An 18,745-nucleotide genomic window follows, 5' to 3' on the forward strand; every position below is an offset into this window, starting at 1 on the left:
CACAGATATCAATGGGGACGTAAAAAGATGACTCCTGTACAGTACAGGAATCATCTTTTATCTGCGGCTTAAAACCACAAGTCCCTTTTTTTACAAGTGTCCTTGACAAAGGGTACAGTTCATAAGAACCACTTTTTAAGTGCTTTCTTATAGGTATAATTCAACTTGTTATAAAAGGTTCATGCTTATCTAATTAAGATTTATAATTAGTAGGCAACATCTGTACTTGCTAAAGTACCGGTTGATTCGTTTGACTTCGAAGCATTAATTGTAACACCAAAAGGAGCTGTGTAGGTTATACTTTGTATCTTTGCAGTTGCCCAAGTATGATTATAGACTGTTTTGACATGGCCGGTTGCCTGCTCAAATTTACTGTCATAATATACTACTGCTGTACCAGCTCCAAAGTTATTAACTTGTCCATTTCCCAAGGTCGTAATTCTATCCTGTCCTCTATAGACAGCTCCTTTACTAGAATCTATCGAGGCATCTCTGCCATTCACTGTAAACGATGTTTGTCCATCAAATCCTGTACTAGGAAGGGTAGGATTATCGTGATAAAATGCCTCCAAATGACTTCCAGAAACTACCCCTGCACCGTTAGCACCATTACTTAAACTAATACCTAAAGCATCTTCACCACCGATATTATGATTTGTGTCATAACCATCAAGTACCCAAGCAACATCATTTACGTAATTAAACCCTCCATAAATCTCCCAAGTTCTTGTTGAGGAATTATAAAAAATTAATGGAGCGTTAATGGAAAAATCTTGACTACTTGATTGAATACTAAAGCTACTTGTTGTTCCTGGCTCGTATTCGACAAGACCGTTATTTTCCAAAAAAGAAAAATACTCACTAGTATTCTTTTCTTCTAATCCCGCAGCTACTCTTGACAAGTACTCACTGTCACTTGCTAGTTTCCTTTGAACTTCATCTTCAGAAAGTTTTTTGAAACGACTAGAGGTCCTAGCCGCGATTAAAGGCTTAACATTAATAGAGGGATCATATTTAACAATATGTCCTACAGGGTCAATATTTGAATTTTGAATGTCCAGTACATGGCTAGAATAAAGTTCTGCGGTAATATTAGCATCATCTGAAGCAGCATTAACGGAGAGTGGCAAGATTGTTAGTGAACTTAGGAGTAAAAAGCAACTAATTTTTTTTAACTTCTGGTTCAAGTTAATTCCTCCCAATTAATTTTTATATATATTGAAAGCTGGCCAGCTCTTCAATCATCAATTTAGACGATATTCTAATACTTTTTGAAGAATCGCATTCAGATTATTCTCTTTGGCTATTAATTTCTCCTTATCAAACAATAAATAAGAAGGGTAACTGCTAAGCTTTAATTCTTTGGCTCTTTTTTTCCCTTCCTCAGTAGTTACATCGTATACTGCTGGATGATCAAAAACCCAATTCTCAGACAAAATCCTATCATAAATATTACGTTTATTTTCTTCAAAGTCCGATTGAACAAAAACCACAAGATTAAACTGCGCTTCCTTACTTAAATATTGCTGTGTATATTCTTTATTTGAGCACCCGCTTATTACCAATAACAATAACGCCAATAAAATAGTTTTTTTAAACATCTTTACCACCTTTTTCCTTGCTTTTTAATTACTTAATTATAATAACAAAAAACCAACATTTAGTAAATAAACCTTTTTTTTATTTTTTTAGTTTTTAATTTGAGTAATATCCCTCTTTAAATTGAGAAATATTGAATAGGAGAAAATACAGAAATTTAATCATTTCATGAAGAAATCCAAAAGGATTTTTCTGTAGACATTCTGTCCTTACTGGTTATCGCCTCTCTTGTTTTTTGGGGGATATAAAGAACGGCATCCAATCAAGATATTAAATTTGTTAGTTCTGACGCTAAAGTCATTTCGTACAATAGTTTCAGTGAGTTAGATTCTTCAATCGATCTCATCGTAATAGGCGTATACTATGGCAAAGTAACATTGGAAAAATTTAGCGAAAATTCTTGACACGTAATAATAAAAATTTACTCGAACAAATGCAGTATCAAGGAGATACCTACCAACAATTCATACAAATATTTCAAGAAGTCATAGAGAAATACGGCTCTAATATAAAAGAAACAAGTATAATATTTCGTCTTCTGAATCACCAAGCCAGAAAGTAGATGGTTTCGCTTTTATCCTAGATTAAATTTTGTATTCCTCCCGCCCCTCCGATATAATGAAAGGAATGACATTTCGGGATCGCTGCGTATGGATGAGCGGCGAAAGCGAGTTTGAGGTGCTGCGAGATGAAGAAGTCCCTGGAATTAAAAACACCGGAGGAGATCAAGGTTTATTCCGATCCCTACCGGCTCAAAATATTTCATACCTTTAACAGGCTCGGGCGGCCTTCCACAGCCAAGGAAGTTGCCGATGCCATGGGCGAAGTGCCCTCCAAGGTCTATTATCATGTCAAGAAAATGGAGAGCGTCGGTCTCTTGAGCGTGGTTGAGACCCGTGAAATCAACGGTATTATCGCCAAATACTACGAAGCCTTCCAGGGGGATATCCGGTTGAAACATCAGGATATCGAACCTGCTTTAAAGCAGGTTTATCTGTCCGAAACCCAGAAGCTGATCAACGAAATGTACGAGATGAACAAACGAAAATTTCTGGGTGGTATCGACGGCACCCAAAAAGCATCCGGTCAGCTGACCCACAATACCATCTGCATGACCGAAGAGGAAGCCGCCCAGTTCATGAGGGATTTCGAAGCCTTAATTCAGCCGTATGTTTCCCGCCGCAAAGGTGAAAATATTTATTATCATGAACTATTTCTCTCCTTAATTAAAGAGGATGCCGTAGGGAAAGAGAGTACGTCCAAAGAATAGTCTTGGCATATCAAAAAGAAAAGCCGCCGGCGGTCTGATCAATCAGACTGCCGGCGGCTTCCGTATTTATTTCAACCCTATTGGCCGTCATCCCTATTTCCCCGTACTTCTATCGGCCTGCTCCTGCCAGAGCTAAAGCTTTAAACCAAAGCTTTAGCCGCAATGTCGGAACGTTGATGTTTGCCTTCGAATTGGATCTTTTCCGCAGCTTTGTAAGCCCGCTCCCTGGCGGCGGCAATGTCGCGGCCGCGGCCCACGACGCCCAGCACGCGGCCGCCGCTTGTCAGCCATTCTCCGGCTTCGTTCCTCGACGTACCCGCATGGAACACCAAAGCCTCGGCTTCGGAGACCGTATCCAGCCCCGAAATGACCAGGCCTTTCGGATAAGAAGCCGGATATCCCGGCGAAGCCTGCACGACGCAGACCGCCGCCTCTTCGCTCCACTCGATCTCTACCTGGTCAAGTGTTCCGTTCAGCGAAGCCAGGAAAATGTCGAGCAGGTCGCTTTTCAGGCGTGGCAGCACGACCTGGGTTTCCGGGTCGCCGAACCGGGCGTTAAACTCGACCGTCTTCGGCACGCCGCCCGGCGTGATCATCAGACCGGCGAACAAAACGCCGCGGAAAGGCCGGCCTTCCGAAACCATCGCTTTGGCGGTCGGTTTAATGATCGTCTCAACCGCTTCTTCAATAATGGCGTTGTCGATATGCGGCAGCGGGGAGTAAGTCCCCATGCCCCCGGTATTCGGCCCTTTATCGCCGTCGAAGACCTGCTTGTGGTCCTGGGCGGCTGCCATCGGCCGGACGGTTTCCCCATCTACGAAGGCCAATATCGACATTTCCTGGCCTTCCATAAACTCCTCGATCACCACCTGGCTGCCGGAGCTGCCGAACACCTTGTCCACCATAATATCCGCAAGCGCCTGCTCCGCTTCCTCGCGTGTAAAAGCAACCGTAACCCCTTTACCCGCCGCAAGGCCATCCGCCTTAATAACGATTGGAACTGACTGGGAACGCAGATAAGCCAAAGCCGCCTCGTAATTGTCGAATTTTTCGTAAGCCGCCGTGGGAATGTTATATTTCTTGAGCAGGTCCTTCATGAAGGTTTTGCTGCCTTCGATATGCGCGGCGTTTTTGCGCGGTCCGTAAACCGGGATGTTTTTGGCTTCAAAAACGTCCACGATCCCTTCCGCCAGCGGATCATCCGGCCCGATCACTACCAAGCCGACCCTTTTTTCCTCCGCAAAAGCCGTCAGCCGCTCAAACTCGTTTACCTGAATCGGTACCAGCTCCGCGATCTGCCCGATGCCTGCATTGCCCGGCGCGCAGTAGATCTTGTCCGCTTTCGGGCTTTTCGACAAAGCCCAGCAAATCGCATGTTCGCGGCCCCCGCCGCCAACGACTAAAATATCCATCGACGTAACCCTCCTATGCTTCTGTAAAGTTCTGTTAACTCTCTAAAGTTCGATTATTTAAAAATCCGGCCGCTCAACGGCTTCCATACGTTCCGTGATTCTAAATAAGGCCCGCATGGGCGGGCCTTAGGTTTTGTAGAACTGATGAAAGCAGATCTAAACTTCGCTTAGTGTTTAAAATGACGCACGCCGGTGAAGACCATCGCAATGCCGTATTCGTTAGCCACTTTGATGGACTCTTCGTCTTTGATGGAGCCGCCGGGCTGAATAACAGCCGTAATGCCCGCTTTAGCGGCGAGCTCCAGCGTGTCCCCCATCGGGAAAAAAGCGTCGGAAGCAAGAACGCTGCCTTTAGCCTTATCTCCAGCTTGCTCAATGGCAATTTTCGCTGCGCCTACGCGGTTCATCTGCCCTGCGCCTACGCCGACAGTCATGCTGTCATTCGCCAGCACAATCGCGTTGGATTTCACATGTTTGACCACTTTCCAGCCGAACAGCAGCTGCTTCAGCTCTTCTTCGGTAGGTTTGCGGTCGGTAACGACCTGCAGGTCATCAACGTTCATCGAATGAACGTCGCTCTCTTGAACGATCATACCGCCGTCGATGGTAGTAATCGTGAAGCTTTTTTCGCGGTTTTCGCCGGATTTCAGCGAACCCACTTCCAGCAGACGGATGTTTTTCTTCTGGGTCAAAATCTCCAGCGCTTCCTTCGTAAATCCAGGCGCCAGAATGATTTCGAGGAAAATTTCCTTCAGCAGCAAAGCGGTATCCCCGTCGATGATCCGGTTGGCCGCCACAATACCGCCAAAGATCGAAGTCGGATCAGCCGCGTAAGCTTTTTTGTAAGCTTCCAGCACGCTGCCGCCGATGCCGACGCCGCAAGGGTTCATATGTTTGACCGCCACAACGGCAGGTTCTTCAAACTCTTTGACGATTTGCAGAGCCGCGTTGGCGTCATTGATGTTGTTATAAGAAAGCTCTTTGCCATGCAGCTGTTTCGCCGTGGTCAACGTGTCGGCTGCAGCGAGAGGTTTTTTGTAAAAAGCGGCTTTCTGGTGCGGGTTCTCCCCATAGCGCAGGTCCTGGATTTTCTCGTAAGTCACCGTAAAACGTTCAGGCAGCGGATCGCCGGTTACATTCGACAAATAGTCGGAGATCAGCGCATCGTAAGAAGCGGTATGACGAAATACTTTGGCTGCAAGGCGTTTGCGCGTTTCCAAAGAAGTGTCGCCTTTGATTTTGATTTCGTTCAGGACGGCCGGATAATCGGCGGAATCGACGACAACGCTGACGAAAGCGTGGTTTTTGGCGGCGGAACGCAGCATGGTTGGCCCGCCGATGTCGATATTTTCAATGGCGTCTTCATATTCGACATCCGGTTTGGCGATCGTTTCTTGGAACGGATACAGGTTCACGACAACCAGGTCGATGTAATCGAGACCCAGTTCTTTCATTTGAGCCTGATGCTCCGCGCTGTCGCGCACAGCCAGCAAACCGCTGTGAACGGCAGGGTGAAGCGTCTTGACGCGACCGTCCAAAATTTCAGGGAACCCGGTCACCTCGGAAATGCCGATGACTGGAACGCCTTCTTTGGCCAGCAGATTTTTTGTACCGCCTGTCGAAATGATTTCCACGCCCAGATTGGACAACTCGCGGCAAAACTCCACAATACCCGCTTTATCAGACACGCTGACCAGCGCACGTTTGATACTCAAAAGAAACAACCTCCTTAGTTTTAATGGGGACGTAATCCAACTGCCAAACACATTCGCTTCGCCCGCCATTCTGCAAGATTTATCAGATGCATCAGTTCTACCCGTTGTCCGGCTTCCCGCCCTTGCGTAATCCGGCTTGTTTTCAGCAATCGACGGCGTCTGAAGCCGCCTGACAGCAAGTGCTCTATTCCAGAAAATTAGCAAATATTTCTCGGGAAATATCGAAATGTCCCTTTCAAGAAACCCCATTCGTCAAAGTGGGCGTTTTTCCCATTTTCCTGGCACAATACCAATACCAATAACCAATCTTCCTTAGCCCCGTCCGGCCAGGATCACCTTTCGTCCCTCTACCGTTACACGTCCTTCGGCAAAAGCGGCCACCACTTCCGGATAAAGCTTCGTTTCTGCCGCATGGATCTTCGCTTCCAGCGATTCGCGGCTGTCTTCAGCCGTAATTTCAACGGCCTGCTGGGCCACTACCGCCCCGGTATCCATGCCTCCGTCGACCAAATGCACTGTAATGCCGGTAAGCTTCACCCCATAATCGAGGGCTTGACCAATAGCGTCTTTTCCGGCAAAAGCCGGCAGCAGCGAAGGATGGATATTCACCATCCGGCCGGCATAGGACTCTACCAGGACCGGGGTAATCAACCGCATATAACCGGCGAGTACAATCAGATCGATACCGCGGCGCTCTAGCTCCGCTTTGATCTCCGTTTCATAGGCCTCACGGCTGTCATATTCCTTCGGCCGAAAAACAAAGGTGTCCACGCCAGCGGCTTCGGCCCGTTTGACGACAGGCGCTTCCGGCTTGTCGCACACCAGCAGCTCTACCGTCGCCCCGCCAAGCCTTCCTGCCGCCGCTGCATCCGCCAAAGCCTGAAAATTACTGCCCTGACCGGACGCAAAAACCGCAACCCGGAACATTACACCTCAGCTCCCGTAAAAGTCACGATTTTGCTGCCCTCGGTCACACGGCCGATCACATAAGGCGTTTCCCCGGCTGCGGTCAAGGCCGCTTTCGCCGCTTCCGCGTCTTCCTCCGCTACCACAATCACCATGCCGATGCCCATGTTAAACGTCGTAAACATATCGCGGTTCGACACTTGGCCTTTCTCTTGCAAAAGCTTAAACACTGGCAGAATCGGCCAGGAAGCGTAGTCGATTTCGACATTGACGCCGTCCGGCAGCACGCGCGGGATATTTTCGATAAATCCGCCGCCCGTAATATGCGCCATGCCTTTCACCCGCACTTTGTCGACAAGGGAAAGCACCGGTTTGACGTAAAGACGCGTAGGCTCCAGCAGTACGTCGCCGAGTTTCGCGCCATCCAGCTCAGGCAGCGTATCCTGCAGGATGTAACCCGCATCTTCGAGCAGCAGCTTGCGGACCAGCGAGAAACCGTTGCTGTGCACGCCGCTCGACGGAAGCCCGATTACCGTATCGCCCGGTTTGATCGTGCTGCCGTTGATGATCTTGCTCTTGTCGACAACGCCGACCGTAAATCCGGCAATGTCGTATTCGCCTTCGGCGTACATGCCCGGCATTTCCGCCGTTTCGCCGCCGATGAGCGCGCAGCCGGATTGGAAGCAGCCTTCGGCAATGCCCGCCACGATGGCTTCAATTTTGGATGGAATGACTTTGTCGCAAGCCAGATAATCCAGGAAAAAGAGCGGCTCAGCGCCCTGCACCACGATGTCGTTCACGCACATCGCCACCGCGTCGATGCCGATCGTATCATGTTTATCCATCGCAAAAGCAAGCTTCAGCTTCGTGCCGACGCCATCCGTACCGGAGACCAGAACCGGCTCCTCGTATTTGTCTTTGTTCAGGCCAAACAATCCGCCAAAGCCGCCCAAATCGGTCATGACTTCCGGACGGAAGGTCCGCTTCACATGTTTCTTCATACGTTCGACTGCTTCATTACCCGCCGCGATATCGACGCCGGCGCTTTTGTAGGCTTCAGACACTGGGACACTCTCCTAAGGAATAGTATTTGAAAAAAAATAACGGGACTGGGCGAATTAAGATGCGGCCTTGAGCCTGGACATGACGAACCGTTGAATGGTGGGGCTTCGAAGCTTGTTTGGTTAGTGCTGCGAAGCCTTCTGCTGGAGCTTCGAAGCCTCTTCGGCTGCGCCGGTCCGCTCGGCATTCGGATTGTGATTCCGGTCGCTGTTATTCTCAGATAATCTGAACTATTTAACTAAGGTTATTATCTGAGAATAAAGGCGAACGCTTTGCTCCTCCACCACAATTCCGCCTGCTGTCGCTCGGGCGCTAAGCCATCCCTTGCAGCTGCGCTGCCCTGGCCAGCCTTGCAGCAAAGCCACGCGGCTTGCTTCACTGGTTCCCCCTGCTCCACCATCATCGCCAAGGCTCGATTTTGTTTCAAAAAGGGGAAATAGCAGGATCAGCCTCGCCGCTACCGCCCCGCTCGCCTTCCGTTATTTCATGCCGGTAAATAATAACCGGCTTAAAGATTAAGACCGTAAGGGCCGGTTGGCGTGGTAACCGCCAACCGCGCCCCCTGTTATCCCCATCAGTTGGGATAAGGGGGTAAGCAGCAATAGGTGCGAAGCGAAGGGCGAAAGCGGAGGGGGCGGAAGGGTTCTGGAGAAGCGATAGCGTTCGCCTTTGTTTTCGGATTTCTACCTTCCTGATAAAATCAGGAAATCCGAAAACAACAGCGATCGTAAGAAGTTTCCGACACCGCAGTGATTCGCCTTAAGCTTTTCTGCCCTAATGGTTTGCTCCCTCGACTCAGCACCCGCACCCAAACTGCTCCTCGCCCCCGAAATCGGTCTGCGTAGGATAATCGTTATCAAAGCAGGCCATGCAAAGGCCTCCTTTATAGTCGGCTACGTTGCCGCCGCCAACGGCTTCGACGAGGCCTTCCGGGCTGAGGAAGGACAAGGAGTCGGCGTTGATTTCCTTGCAGATCTCTTCGACCGTTTTGGACGAAGCAATCAGCTCCTTGCGGTCCGGCGTGTCGATGCCGTAGAAGCAAGGATTTTTGAACGGCGGAGACGTAATGCGCACATGCACTTCGGTGGCGCCCGCCTCGCGCAGCAGGTTAACGATGCGGCGCGAGGTGGTGCCGCGGACGATGGAGTCGTCGATCATGACGACCCGTTTACCTTCGACGACGCGGCGCACGGCGCTGAGCTTCATTTTGACGCCCTGCTCGCGCAGCTCCTGGCTCGGCTGGATGAAGGTCCGGCCGGTGTATTTATTTTTAATGAGTCCAAGCTCGTACGAAATGCCGGTTTGCTCGGCATAGCCGATCGCGGCGGAAATGCTGGAGTCCGGCACGCCGGTCACCACGTCCGCGTCGATGAAGGATTCCAAAGCCATGCGCTGACCCATGCGTTTACGGGCCGAATGCAGGTTAGAGCCGTTCATGTCGCTGTCCGGACGGGCAAAATAAATATACTCCATCGCGCATAGCGCCTTGCGCTGCGGCTCGGCAAAGCGGTCTTCATGCAGACCGTCTGCGTCCAGCACCAGCAGCTCGCCGGGCTGAATGTCGCGGATGATTTCGGCGCCTACGGTTTCAAACGCGCAGGTCTCCGAAGCAAACAGATAAGCGTCGCCCAGGCGGCCCATCGACAGCGGGCGCAGCCCGTTCGGGTCGGAAGCGACGATCAGCTTGTCGTTGGTAAGCAGCAGGAACGCAAACCCGCCGACGATTTGGCGGAACGCGTCTTTGGCTGCTTCGACAAGCGGTTTCTTGGATCTGGCGATCAGATGCGCAACGACCTCGGTATCGCTGGTCGTCTGAAAAATCGACCCGCCCTCCTCAAGCTCCCGCCGGATTTTTGGCGCGTTGACGATGTTGCCGTTCGTGGCCACCGCCAGGTCGCCGTCGCGGTATTTGAACACCAGCGGCTGCGCGTTCGCCAGGCGGCTGTCGCCGCTGGTGGAGTAACGCACGTGGCCGATGGAGAGGCTGCCGGTAAGCGACGCGAGACGGTCTTTGTCGAAGACTTCTTTTACAAGTCCCATGCCTCTGTGGTAGTGGAATTCGCTGCCGTCGGTAACGCACATCCCTGCGCTTTCTTCCCCGCGGTGCTGCAAAGCGTGAAGCCCGTAATAAGACAAGGAGGCGGCCTCCGGATGCCCGAAGACACCGAAGACGCCGCATTCCTCTTTTAGCGTATCGAAAATATCATTTGGGCCTGTGCCCTGATTGTAATAGTCGCCTGTCCAAAGCTTGTTCTGCTTTATTTCATCCGACATGGAATGGCTTCCTCCCAGACCTGCTTCAAACCTTCAACTGGTTTGTTCAAGGCCGAAACGCGGTTGATTTCGATGCTCAAGCTGTTGCCTTGGGTGCGTCCGATTACAGCCACCGGCACGCCTTGGCCGGCGATATATTGTTCAAGCTCTTCTGCCTTCTCGGCGGAAGCTGTCAACAGAATACGGGATTGCGATTCGCTGAACAGCAGATGGTCCGGGCGAAGTCCGGCGGATTCCAAATGGACTTTAGCCCCGATGGAACCGCTGATGCAGGACTCTGCAAGTGCAACGGCAAGACCGCCTTCGGACAAGTCATGCGCCGAGTTGACCAAACCTTTTTGAATAGAAGCAAGAACGGTCTCGAGCAGTTTCTTCTCCGTATCCAGATTCAGTACCGGAGGACGTCCTTCGGTTACGCCGTGCACAACGGCCTGGAATTCGCTGCCGCCAAGCTCCGCTTTCGTTTCGCCAAGCAGGAAAATCACGTCGCCCTCTTGTTTAAAGCCTTGCGTCGTAATGTGATCCACATCGTGTACCAGACCCACCATGCCGACGACCGGCGTCGGATAAATCGCCCCTTTGGCGTTTTCGTTGTACAAGCTTACGTTACCGCCGATCACCGGCGTTTCCAGCACGCGGCAGGCTTCCGCCATGCCGTCTACCGCTTTTTCCATCTGCCAGAAAATATCCGGCTTCTCCGGGCTGCCAAAGTTCAGGTTGTCCGTAATCGCCAGCGGCTCGGCGCCGGAGCAGACGATGTTGCGCGCCGCTTCGCTCACCGCGATGCGTCCGCCCACTTCAGGATCGAGGTAGACGAAACGTCCGTTGCAGTCCGTCGTCATCGCCAAAGCTTTGCGGGTTCCACCAACGGTTACGACCGCCGCATCCGAACCCGGACGAACCGCCGTGCTGGTGCGTACCATGTAATCATATTGCTCGTAGACCCAAGCTTTGCTGGCTACGGAAGGGGACCCGAGCACCTGCTCGAGGGCTGCGCCCAAATCTTTTACCTCTGCATAACGGGTGGTGTCTACGTTTTCGTTCTCCGTATAATAAGCCGGTACAGTGGACGGCTTGTTGTAAATCGGACATTCGTCGACGAGCGCCGTTACCGGCATGTCGCCAACCAATTCGCCGTGATGGAACAGCTTCAGCTGTCCGTCATCGGTCACTTTACCCACTTTGGCGCAGATGACGCCCCAGCGGTCGAAGATTTCTCTAGCCTGCGCTTCATCCTTAGGTTCAACGACAAACAGCATACGTTCTTGAGATTCAGACAACATCATTTCGTAAGCCGTCATGCCCTCTTCGCGCTGAGGCACCTGGTCCAGATAAAGCTCCAGGCCGTTGCCCGCTTTGCTGGCCATTTCCGCACTGGAGCACGTAAGGCCCGCAGCGCCCATATCCTGAATGCCAAGCACGATACCCGTGTCGATCAGCTCCAGGCAGGCTTCCATAACGAGCTTCTCCATAAATGGATCGCCCACTTGAACCGCTGTCCGTTTCGCTTCGGACTCCTCCGTCAGTTCCTCGGAAGCAAAGGTTGCGCCGTGGATGCCGTCGCGGCCGGTCGGAGGTCCCACGTAGAAAACCGGGTTGCCCACGCCTTTAGCGACGCCGCGCTGGATTTTGTCATGGTCGATCAGGCCGACGCACATCGCATTTACAAGCGGATTGCCTTCATAACTCTCATCAAAAACCACTTCTCCGCCCACCGTCGGAATGCCGATGCAGTTGCCGTAACCGGCGATGCCGGAAACGACATGCTCGAACAGGTATTTCACGCGGTCGCTTTCCAGTCTGCCGAAACGCAAGGAGTTCAACGATGCAATCGGTCTTGCGCCCATGGAAAAAATATCGCGGATAATGCCGCCCACACCCGTCGCCGCGCCTTGGTATGGCTCAACGGCCGAAGGGTGGTTGTGGCTTTCGATTTTGAATACAACAGCTTGGTTGTCGCCGATGTCCACGATGCCTGCGCCTTCGCCCGGTCCCATCAGGACGCGGGGTCCGTCTACCGGGAAACGTCTGAGCAGCGGTTTCGAGTTTTTGTAAGCACAGTGTTCGGACCACATCACGCTGAACACGCCAATTTCCGTATAGTTGGGTTTCCGGCCGAGGAAACCGCAGATCAGCTCATATTCGCTGTCAGAAACGCCCATTTGCTTGTAAATTTGCTGCTCGGCGATTTGCTCCGCCGTCGGCTCCTTAGCGGATAGTTGCTGCGTCATGTTGATCCCTCCATGCTTTCAAAATAGATGTAAACATCCGTTTTCCGTCTTCGCTGCCCAGCAGCGTGTTCACCGCACGCTCCGGATGGGGCATCATCCCTACCACGTTGCCGCGTTCGCTCGAAATACCGGCAATGTCGGACAGGGAGCCGTTCGGGTTGCTGGCATAAGTGAAAATAATCTGGTTGTTCGCCTTCAAACGCTCAAGCGTAGCTTCGTCGCAGTAGTAGTTGCCTTCGCCGTGGGCGATCGGGATCGTAATTTCTTCACCCTGCGCGTAATCCACGGTAAAAGGATTGCCGTTGTTCTCCACACGCAGCACCACGTCGTGGCAAAGGAATTTCAAAGACGTGTTGCGGAGCAGCGTGCCCGGCAGCAGGCCGGCTTCGGTCAAAATCTGGAATCCGTTGCAGATGCCCAAGACATATTTTCCCTGTTCAGCCGCTTTAGCGACTTCCGCCATAACCGGAGCAAAACGGGAAATCGCGCCGCAGCGCAGGTAGTCGCCGTAAGAGAAGCCGCCCGGCACCAAAATGCAGTCATAAGAGGACAGATCGGTCGCCGTATGCCAAACATAATCCACCGGCTCGCCCAGCACCTCTTCTACGGCTTTGTAGCAGTCAATATCACAGTTGGAACCCGGAAACACAAGTACAGCAAATTTCATGGCGGTTAGCCCTCCAATTCAAAGCGATAGTCTTCCACGACTGTATTGGCCAGCAGCTTTTCGCACATCGTTTTTACGCGGGCTTCCGCTTCCGCGCGGTCCGTAGTGTCGAGCGTCAGTTCCATGTATTTGCCAATGCGGGCACTTTCAACTTCGCCGAAGCCCATGGAATGCAGCGCGCCTTGCACGGCAACTCCCTGCGGGTCGAGTACGCTTTGCTTGATGGTGACGTATACCTTTGCTTTTAACATGGTCCTTGTGTTCCTCCTAAGAATGGGGTTTATTTTAAAAAGATTGCTGGTGATGCGAGCGTGTGCACCTGGTTGGGCGTGGGGCTGCGGGGCGAATGTTCTTACAACCGCTGTTGTCCTCGGATTCTTAATGAATATAATTTTATGGTTATAATCCGAGGACAAAGGCGGACGCTATGCTTTTTCAGAATCATTCGCCCCTCCGCCAGTTACGGCGTGCCGGGTGCAACTTTTTTAAATAATGGGTGATGGAGCAGAAGGCAAAGATTTAGCGGAGCTAACTTTTGGATCACTTCCTTCTGTCCTCTAGTACCTCATTGATGCCTCTACCACCTGCTGCTTGCATCTGCCTTTAAATTCTGACTCTATAGCAACGTCCAGCCTAACAGCGCTATTCTAGCTTAGCTCTTCCCCCGTCAGACGGCGGTAGATTTCGCGGTAGCGGTTGGTCGTTTCCTGCACGACGAGAGGCGGCAAAGGGTCGGGCGCGCTGTTCATGTCCCAGTCGGAATTCGCCAGGTAGGTGCGGACCGGCTCCTTGTCCATGCTGTCGATGTCGATGTCGAGGGCATAATTTTCTTTGGCCCAGAAGCGGGAGGCATCCGGCGTAAACATTTCGTCGATGACGATCAGTTTGCCATCCAGCAGGCCGAATTCCAGCTTGCAGTCGGCGAGCAGGATGTCGCGTTCCTCGCAGTAGTCGCGGACGTAGGCGTAAAGCTCAAGCGTGCGGTCGCGAAGCTGCTCGGCCAGTTCGCGGCCGACGAGTTCGGTCATTTTTTCAAAAGAAATGTCCTCGTCATGACCCACGTCGTTCTTGGCCGCAGGCGTAAAAATCGGCGCTTCCAGCTTGCTGTTCTTGCGCAGGCCTTTCGGCAGCTTGATGCCGTTGACCTCGCCCGTTTTCTCGTATTGGCGCCAGCCCCCGCCGGTTACGTACCCGCGCACCACGCATTCGATGTCGATACGCTCGGCTTTACGGGTGACCATGATCCGGTTGCGAAGCAGCTCCTTGTCCTTGATGACGTCGCCCAGCAAATCCACGTCGGTGTGGACGACATGGTTGTCCATAATGCCCTTCGTGCGTTCAAACCAAAAAGCGCTGAGCCGGTTAAGCACATTGCCTTTGTCCGGAACCGCCGGATCCAAAATGTAGTCAAACGCCGAAATGCGGTCGGTCACAACGATGAGATAATGCTCGCCAAGATCATAAAGCTCTCTGACTTTCCCCTTGTAAATCAGCGGCAGATCAATCAGATCCACGGCCGTCGAAATCGCGGTTGCTGCCAAGTAAGCCCTCTCCTTTATCCGCCTGCTGCAAGCGGGATATTTCTATTCAAACGTTTTAAGGTCCTGACTTTCATGGTAAAAGGGTCACGCTCCAGGGTTACGCCAAGCACCCGCCCAAGCTTCAAGCCTACTTACTTAAAGATTTCATCCTACGCTCCAGCTCTTCTAGACTTCATGTTCAGCGGTAACAGTCCTTGGATTACGCCCCGGTGTTTAACCAAGATCATGCGCAAAGCCGTATTCAGCGTGATTCCTTTTTTCCTTCTTCATTAACCATACAGGTACCATTCAGGTTTATCCGTTAAGAACAAACCCTTTCAGATCAACCATTCAGGCCCAATCGCGTAAAAATCGTATCCACATGCTTCAAATGCCATGCCGGATTAAAAGCGTCGTCGATCTCCTCGGCACTCAGCGCTTCGGTAATCGCCGGTGTATCCGCGATGATGTCGCGGAACTGGCGCTGCGTTTCCCAAGCCTGCATGGCCAGCGGCTGCACGGTGTCGTATGCCTGTTCCCGGCTGAAGCCTTTGTCGATCAGCTTGGTCATCACACGGCCGGAGAACGGCACGCCGTAAGTGCGCTCCATGTTGCGTTTCATGTTCTCCGGGAACACGGTCAGGTTCTTCACGATGTTGCCGAAGCGGTTCAGCATGTAGTTGAGCAGCATCGTAGCGTCCGGCAGAATGACGCGTTCGGCGGAGGAGTGCGAGATGTCGCGCTCATGCCAGAGCGTTACGTTTTCGTAAGCCGTCAGCATATGGCCGCGGATGACGCGGGACAAGCCGGAGATGTTTTCGCAGCCGATCGGGTTGCGTTTGTGCGGCATGGCCGAGGAGCCTTTTTGACCTTTCGCAAAAGCTTCCTCCACCTCGCGGAATTCGCTCTTCTGCAAAGCGCGGATTTCCGTGGCGAACTTGTCCAGGGACGTGGCGATCAGCGCCAGCGTCGCCAGGTATTCGGCGTGGCGGTCACGCTGCAGCGTTTGCGTCGAGATTGGAGCCGGCGAAGTGCCGAGCTTGCGGCATACGAATTCTTCGACGAACGGGTCGATGTTCGCGTAAGTGCCGACGGCGCCGGAGATTTTACCGAATTGGACATTGTTTGCCGCATGGCGGAAACGTTCCAGGTTCCGTTTCATCTCTTCGTGCCACAGGGCCATTTTGAGACCAAAGGTGGTCGGCTCGGCGTGAACGCCGTGCGTGCGGCCCATCATCGGGGTATTTTTATAAGCGATCGCTTTATCCCGTAAAATTTCAATGAAGTTAAGGATATCCTTCTCGAGGATTTCGTTGGCCTGCTTCAGGATGTAACCCAGCGCCGTATCCACGACGTCCGTGGAGGTCAGGCCGTAATGGACCCATTTGCGCTCCTGGCCAAGGCTTTCGGACACGGCACGCGTAAAAGCGATCACGTCATGGCGGGTTTCCTGCTCGATTTCATAAATGCGGTCGATATCGAATTTGGCATTGGCGCGCAGCGCTGCCGTGTCTTCCTTCGGAATAACGCCGAGTTCGGCCCAGGCTTCGCAGGCGCAAAGCTCCACTTCCAGCCAGGCCTGGAACTTGTTCTGCTCCGTCCAGACGGCTCTCATTTCGGGTCTGCTGTAACGTTCGATCATGGTTGTTGATTCCTCCAAATCTTGGTTTGCTGTATCCAGTCCAGCCCTTGCTGGACGTCTTGGCATAACAGGTTGATGTGGCCCATTTTCCGTTTCGGGGCCGAACCGCTTTTTCCATACAAATGGACTTTCGGCACAACGTCGTGTGCCCCTGCCCTTGTATGTCTCACTGTACTTGCTTCAGTATCCGCTGCGTCTGTCCCTGTATCTCTACCTTTGTCTGTGCCTGTATCTATATCTGTAGTAGCTATATCTGTAGCAGCTGTATCTGCAGCAGCTATATTTGTATTTTTATCTTTATCTTTATCTTTATCTGTATTTTCCGTTCGTTTCCCCTTAATATTGCTGTCCGCTGCGTTTGTATGCACCCGTTTCCCGGCTTCCGCTGCCGATTCCAGCCATGCCCCGTCCGCTGTCCGTTCGATGACCGCTTCCAGATGTTCGCCGAGGACGTTCACCATCACCACCGGCGTCAGCAGCTTTGCTTCGCCCAGCGGCAGATTGCACACCGCCCGGACATGCTGCTCAAACTGCGAGGTCGTGCAGGCCTCCATCGTATAATGTCCCGAATTGTGCGGACGCGGCGCAAGCTCGTTGACGTACAGCCGGCCGTCTCCCGTAAGGAACATTTCCACAGCCAGCAGGCCGACGGCTCCCAGCGATTCCGCGATCCTGGAGGCCAGCTCTTCCGCCTGCGCCTGAATCGCCGTCCCGACTCTTGCCGGCACTATGGAAATATGCAGGATATTGTCGACGTGGATATTTTCCGCCGCTGGAAAGGTCTTGATTTCGCCGCGCGGGCTTCTTGCCGCAATAACCGATAGCTCTTTCTCGAACCCGATGAACTGTTCGAGCACCAGCTCCGCCCCGCTTGCGCTGAGCGTCTCGTAGGCCTCCGCGATTTCGCTTTCGCTGCGGATGACCCACTGCCCTTTCCCGTCGTAACCTCCGGTGGCCGTCTTCAGCACGCTCGGAAGGCCGAGCCTGCCCACCGCTTCCCGCAGCTCGCCTTCGCTGCGGATTTCCGCGTACGGCGCCACCTGCACGCCTGCCGCTTCAATGGCCCGCTTCTCCCGCAGGCGGTGCTGCGTGGTGTAGAGCAGCCCGCTGCCCTGCGGTACCGAGGACAGCTTCTCCAATAACGCCGCGACTTCGGAATCGACATTCTCGAACTCGTACGTGATCACGTCCGCCCGCTGCGCCAGCTCGCGGGCCGCTTCCTTGTCGCTGTAGGCCGCGACAATCTGGTCCGCCACCTGCCCGCATGGGCTGTCCGGCGTCGGATCCAGCGTCACGAACCGGTAACCCAGGTTCGTTCCCGCCAAAGCCATCATGCGGCCCAGCTGTCCGCCGCCGAGAAGCCCGACCGTGGAACCGGGCTTCACTACCTGCGGCTCCCGGCCGCCTTGCCCGCCGCTCACAGCTTCACCTGCTCCAGCTCTTCGCCGCTTTCAAGTACTTCCGCCTTGATCCGGTCGCGCCGGGCCTGAACCTTCGCGCTCAGCGCCGGATCAAAAGCGCCGAGGATTTGCGCCGCCAGCAGACCGGCGTTGGTGGCCCCGGCTTTGCCGATCGCTACGGTCGCCACCGGAATGCCGCCAGGCATCTGAACGATGGACAGCAGCGAATCCAGACCGTTTAAAGCCGCCGATTTGACCGGAACGCCAATGACCGGCAGCACCGTTTTTGACGCGACCATGCCCGGCAGATGCGCCGCACCCCCGGCCCCGGCAATAATGACTTTAATTCCGCGTTCCGCTGCGCCTTCCGCAAACTCGAACATCAAATCCGGCGTGCGGTGAGCGGAGACGACCTTTTTTTCGTAAGAAATGCCCAGTTCCTCCAGCACCACACATGCATGGCTCATGGTTTCCCAATCCGATTTGCTGCCCATGATTACAGCTACCTGCGCTGACATATTTCGACCTACTTTCCTTGTTATTTCAACAAAAAAATCCGATATCTGAGAAAATACAACATTTTCGCGATATCGGACTACGCGGGCAAGCACAAGCAAAAACAGCTCTGGCGTCCGGCAGGACGAAAGCGTCTTTGCATCCATGATCAGTCCTCGTAGTCCGAAAATTTACGGTTTTCAGGTAGAAACTGCCGAGCCTTATCCCCGGCGTTATACGAATATTGGCTATATAAGCACAAATCTCGTTCGTGCTCTTCTAACTCTAGTTTATCAATACCGATCATGCCATGTCAACTTAAACCCGAACGTTCCTTTTTACACTTATTTAAATGTTCGTATTTTGCTTGTTATCTGACAAAAAGCATGGATTTTCAGACCTTTTCGAAAATAAAAAAAGGAATGCCTCTAATAAACTGGTACCCATAGACTGGACACTTTGAAAAAAAGGTGTCTGGGCTATGGGTACTTTTTGTATACTGGAAGAGGCAATGGAGGGGATGACATGAGTAAGAAACATTTTAACCAAGCA

15 protein-coding genes and 1 riboswitch are annotated in these 18,745 nt (G+C 52.5%); of the genes, 1 reads left to right on the forward strand and 14 read right to left on the reverse strand.

The features are described from left to right. Window positions 1–206: 206 nt before the first annotated feature. Together AC3ZPD_RS22630 and AC3ZPD_RS22635 are read right to left on the reverse strand one after the other, a co-directional pair. On the reverse strand, window positions 207–1,187 hold the full coding sequence (locus AC3ZPD_RS22630; protein WP_490986501.1) for a hypothetical protein: 981 nt from the start codon (window positions 1,185–1,187) through the stop codon (window positions 207–209). Between the two features lie 57 nt (window positions 1,188–1,244). Continuing rightward, window positions 1,245–1,601 (reverse strand): hypothetical protein, encoded by a 357-nt coding sequence (locus AC3ZPD_RS22635; RefSeq protein ID WP_490986502.1) that lies wholly within the window; start codon window positions 1,599–1,601, stop codon window positions 1,245–1,247. 686 nt (window positions 1,602–2,287) lie between these two features. On the opposite strand from AC3ZPD_RS22635, the gene AC3ZPD_RS22640 reads away from it, so the two are divergent. After that, entirely contained in the window at window positions 2,288–2,869 is a 582-nt protein-coding gene (locus AC3ZPD_RS22640) for a helix-turn-helix domain-containing protein (protein ID WP_490986503.1), read from the forward strand. A gap of 140 nt (window positions 2,870–3,009) precedes the next feature. Here AC3ZPD_RS22640 and purD read toward each other — a convergent pair whose 3' ends face one another. The 12 genes from purD to purE all read right to left on the reverse strand — a co-directional run bounded on the left by purD (window position 3,010) and on the right by purE (window position 18,216). Beyond that, window positions 3,010–4,281 (reverse strand): phosphoribosylamine--glycine ligase, encoded by a 1,272-nt coding sequence (purD, locus tag AC3ZPD_RS22645; protein ID WP_490986504.1) that lies wholly within the window; start codon window positions 4,279–4,281, stop codon window positions 3,010–3,012. 167 nt (window positions 4,282–4,448) lie between these two features. Continuing rightward, a complete protein-coding gene (gene purH / locus AC3ZPD_RS22650; protein ID WP_490986505.1) occupies window positions 4,449–5,996 on the reverse strand; it encodes a bifunctional phosphoribosylaminoimidazolecarboxamide formyltransferase/IMP cyclohydrolase in 1,548 nt (515 codons plus the stop codon). Window positions 5,997–6,308: 312 nt separating this feature from the next. Then, complete coding sequence (gene purN, locus AC3ZPD_RS22655) at window positions 6,309–6,923, reverse strand: phosphoribosylglycinamide formyltransferase (RefSeq protein ID WP_490986506.1); 615 nt, start codon at window positions 6,921–6,923, stop codon at window positions 6,309–6,311. Then, window positions 6,923–7,966, reverse strand: coding sequence for a phosphoribosylformylglycinamidine cyclo-ligase (purM, locus tag AC3ZPD_RS22660; protein WP_490986507.1), 1,044 nt, complete (start codon window positions 7,964–7,966; stop codon window positions 6,923–6,925). Before purM ends, purN begins: the two co-directional genes overlap by 1 nt. A 793-nt stretch (window positions 7,967–8,759) precedes the next feature. Beyond that, on the reverse strand, window positions 8,760–10,238 hold the full coding sequence (gene purF, locus AC3ZPD_RS22665) for an amidophosphoribosyltransferase (RefSeq protein WP_490986508.1): 1,479 nt from the start codon (window positions 10,236–10,238) through the stop codon (window positions 8,760–8,762). Continuing rightward, window positions 10,223–12,469, reverse strand: a complete 2,247-nt coding sequence (purL, locus tag AC3ZPD_RS22670; protein WP_490986509.1) for a phosphoribosylformylglycinamidine synthase subunit PurL — start codon at window positions 12,467–12,469, stop codon at window positions 10,223–10,225. Before purL ends, purF begins: the two co-directional genes overlap by 16 nt. After that, a complete protein-coding gene (gene purQ / locus AC3ZPD_RS22675; RefSeq protein ID WP_490986510.1) occupies window positions 12,447–13,136 on the reverse strand; it encodes a phosphoribosylformylglycinamidine synthase subunit PurQ in 690 nt (229 codons plus the stop codon). The genes purL and purQ overlap by 23 nt, the downstream gene beginning before the upstream one ends. A gap of 5 nt (window positions 13,137–13,141) precedes the next feature. Next, a complete protein-coding gene (gene purS, locus AC3ZPD_RS22680) occupies window positions 13,142–13,387 on the reverse strand; it encodes a phosphoribosylformylglycinamidine synthase subunit PurS (protein WP_094095309.1) in 246 nt (81 codons plus the stop codon). A gap of 396 nt (window positions 13,388–13,783) precedes the next feature. Continuing rightward, entirely contained in the window at window positions 13,784–14,677 is an 894-nt protein-coding gene (locus tag AC3ZPD_RS22685; protein ID WP_490986511.1) for a phosphoribosylaminoimidazolesuccinocarboxamide synthase, read from the reverse strand. A 322-nt stretch (window positions 14,678–14,999) separates the two neighbouring features. Continuing rightward, a complete protein-coding gene (gene purB / locus AC3ZPD_RS22690) occupies window positions 15,000–16,298 on the reverse strand; it encodes an adenylosuccinate lyase (protein ID WP_490986512.1) in 1,299 nt (432 codons plus the stop codon). Beyond that, window positions 16,295–17,719, reverse strand: coding sequence for a 5-(carboxyamino)imidazole ribonucleotide synthase (gene purK / locus AC3ZPD_RS22695; protein ID WP_490986513.1), 1,425 nt, complete (start codon window positions 17,717–17,719; stop codon window positions 16,295–16,297). The genes purB and purK overlap by 4 nt, the downstream gene beginning before the upstream one ends. Continuing rightward, entirely contained in the window at window positions 17,716–18,216 is a 501-nt protein-coding gene (gene purE / locus AC3ZPD_RS22700) for a 5-(carboxyamino)imidazole ribonucleotide mutase (protein ID WP_490986514.1), read from the reverse strand. Before purE ends, purK begins: the two co-directional genes overlap by 4 nt. 136 nt (window positions 18,217–18,352) lie before the next feature. Further along, a riboswitch (purine riboswitch) is annotated at window positions 18,353–18,454 on the reverse strand. Between the last annotated feature and the right edge of the window lie 291 nt (window positions 18,455–18,745).

The organism is Paenibacillus mobilis, assembly GCF_058267595.1.

Bases quoted from the DNA above. Each gene is read 5' to 3' on its own strand.
- purS (WP_094095309.1), bottom strand. From the start codon at position 13,387: ATGTTAAAAGCAAAGGTATACGTCACCATCAAGCAAAGCGTACTCGAC.
- purN (WP_490986506.1), bottom strand. From the start codon at position 6,923: ATGTTCCGGGTTGCGGTTTTTGCGTCCGGTCAGGGCAGTAATTTTCAG.
- purQ (WP_490986510.1), bottom strand. From the start codon at position 13,136: ATGAAATTTGCTGTACTTGTGTTTCCGGGTTCCAACTGTGATATTGAC.
- AC3ZPD_RS22640 (WP_490986503.1), top strand. From the start codon at position 2,288: ATGAAGAAGTCCCTGGAATTAAAAACACCGGAGGAGATCAAGGTTTAT.
- purB (WP_490986512.1), bottom strand. From the start codon at position 16,298: ATGATCGAACGTTACAGCAGACCCGAAATGAGAGCCGTCTGGACGGAG.
- purD (WP_490986504.1), bottom strand. From the start codon at position 4,281: ATGGATATTTTAGTCGTTGGCGGCGGGGGCCGCGAACATGCGATTTGC.
- purL (WP_490986509.1), bottom strand. From the start codon at position 12,469: ATGACGCAGCAACTATCCGCTAAGGAGCCGACGGCGGAGCAAATCGCC.
- purF (WP_490986508.1), bottom strand. From the start codon at position 10,238: ATGTCGGATGAAATAAAGCAGAACAAGCTTTGGACAGGCGACTATTAC.
- AC3ZPD_RS22635 (WP_490986502.1), bottom strand. From the start codon at position 1,601: ATGTTTAAAAAAACTATTTTATTGGCGTTATTGTTATTGGTAATAAGC.
- purE (WP_490986514.1), bottom strand. From the start codon at position 18,216: ATGTCAGCGCAGGTAGCTGTAATCATGGGCAGCAAATCGGATTGGGAA.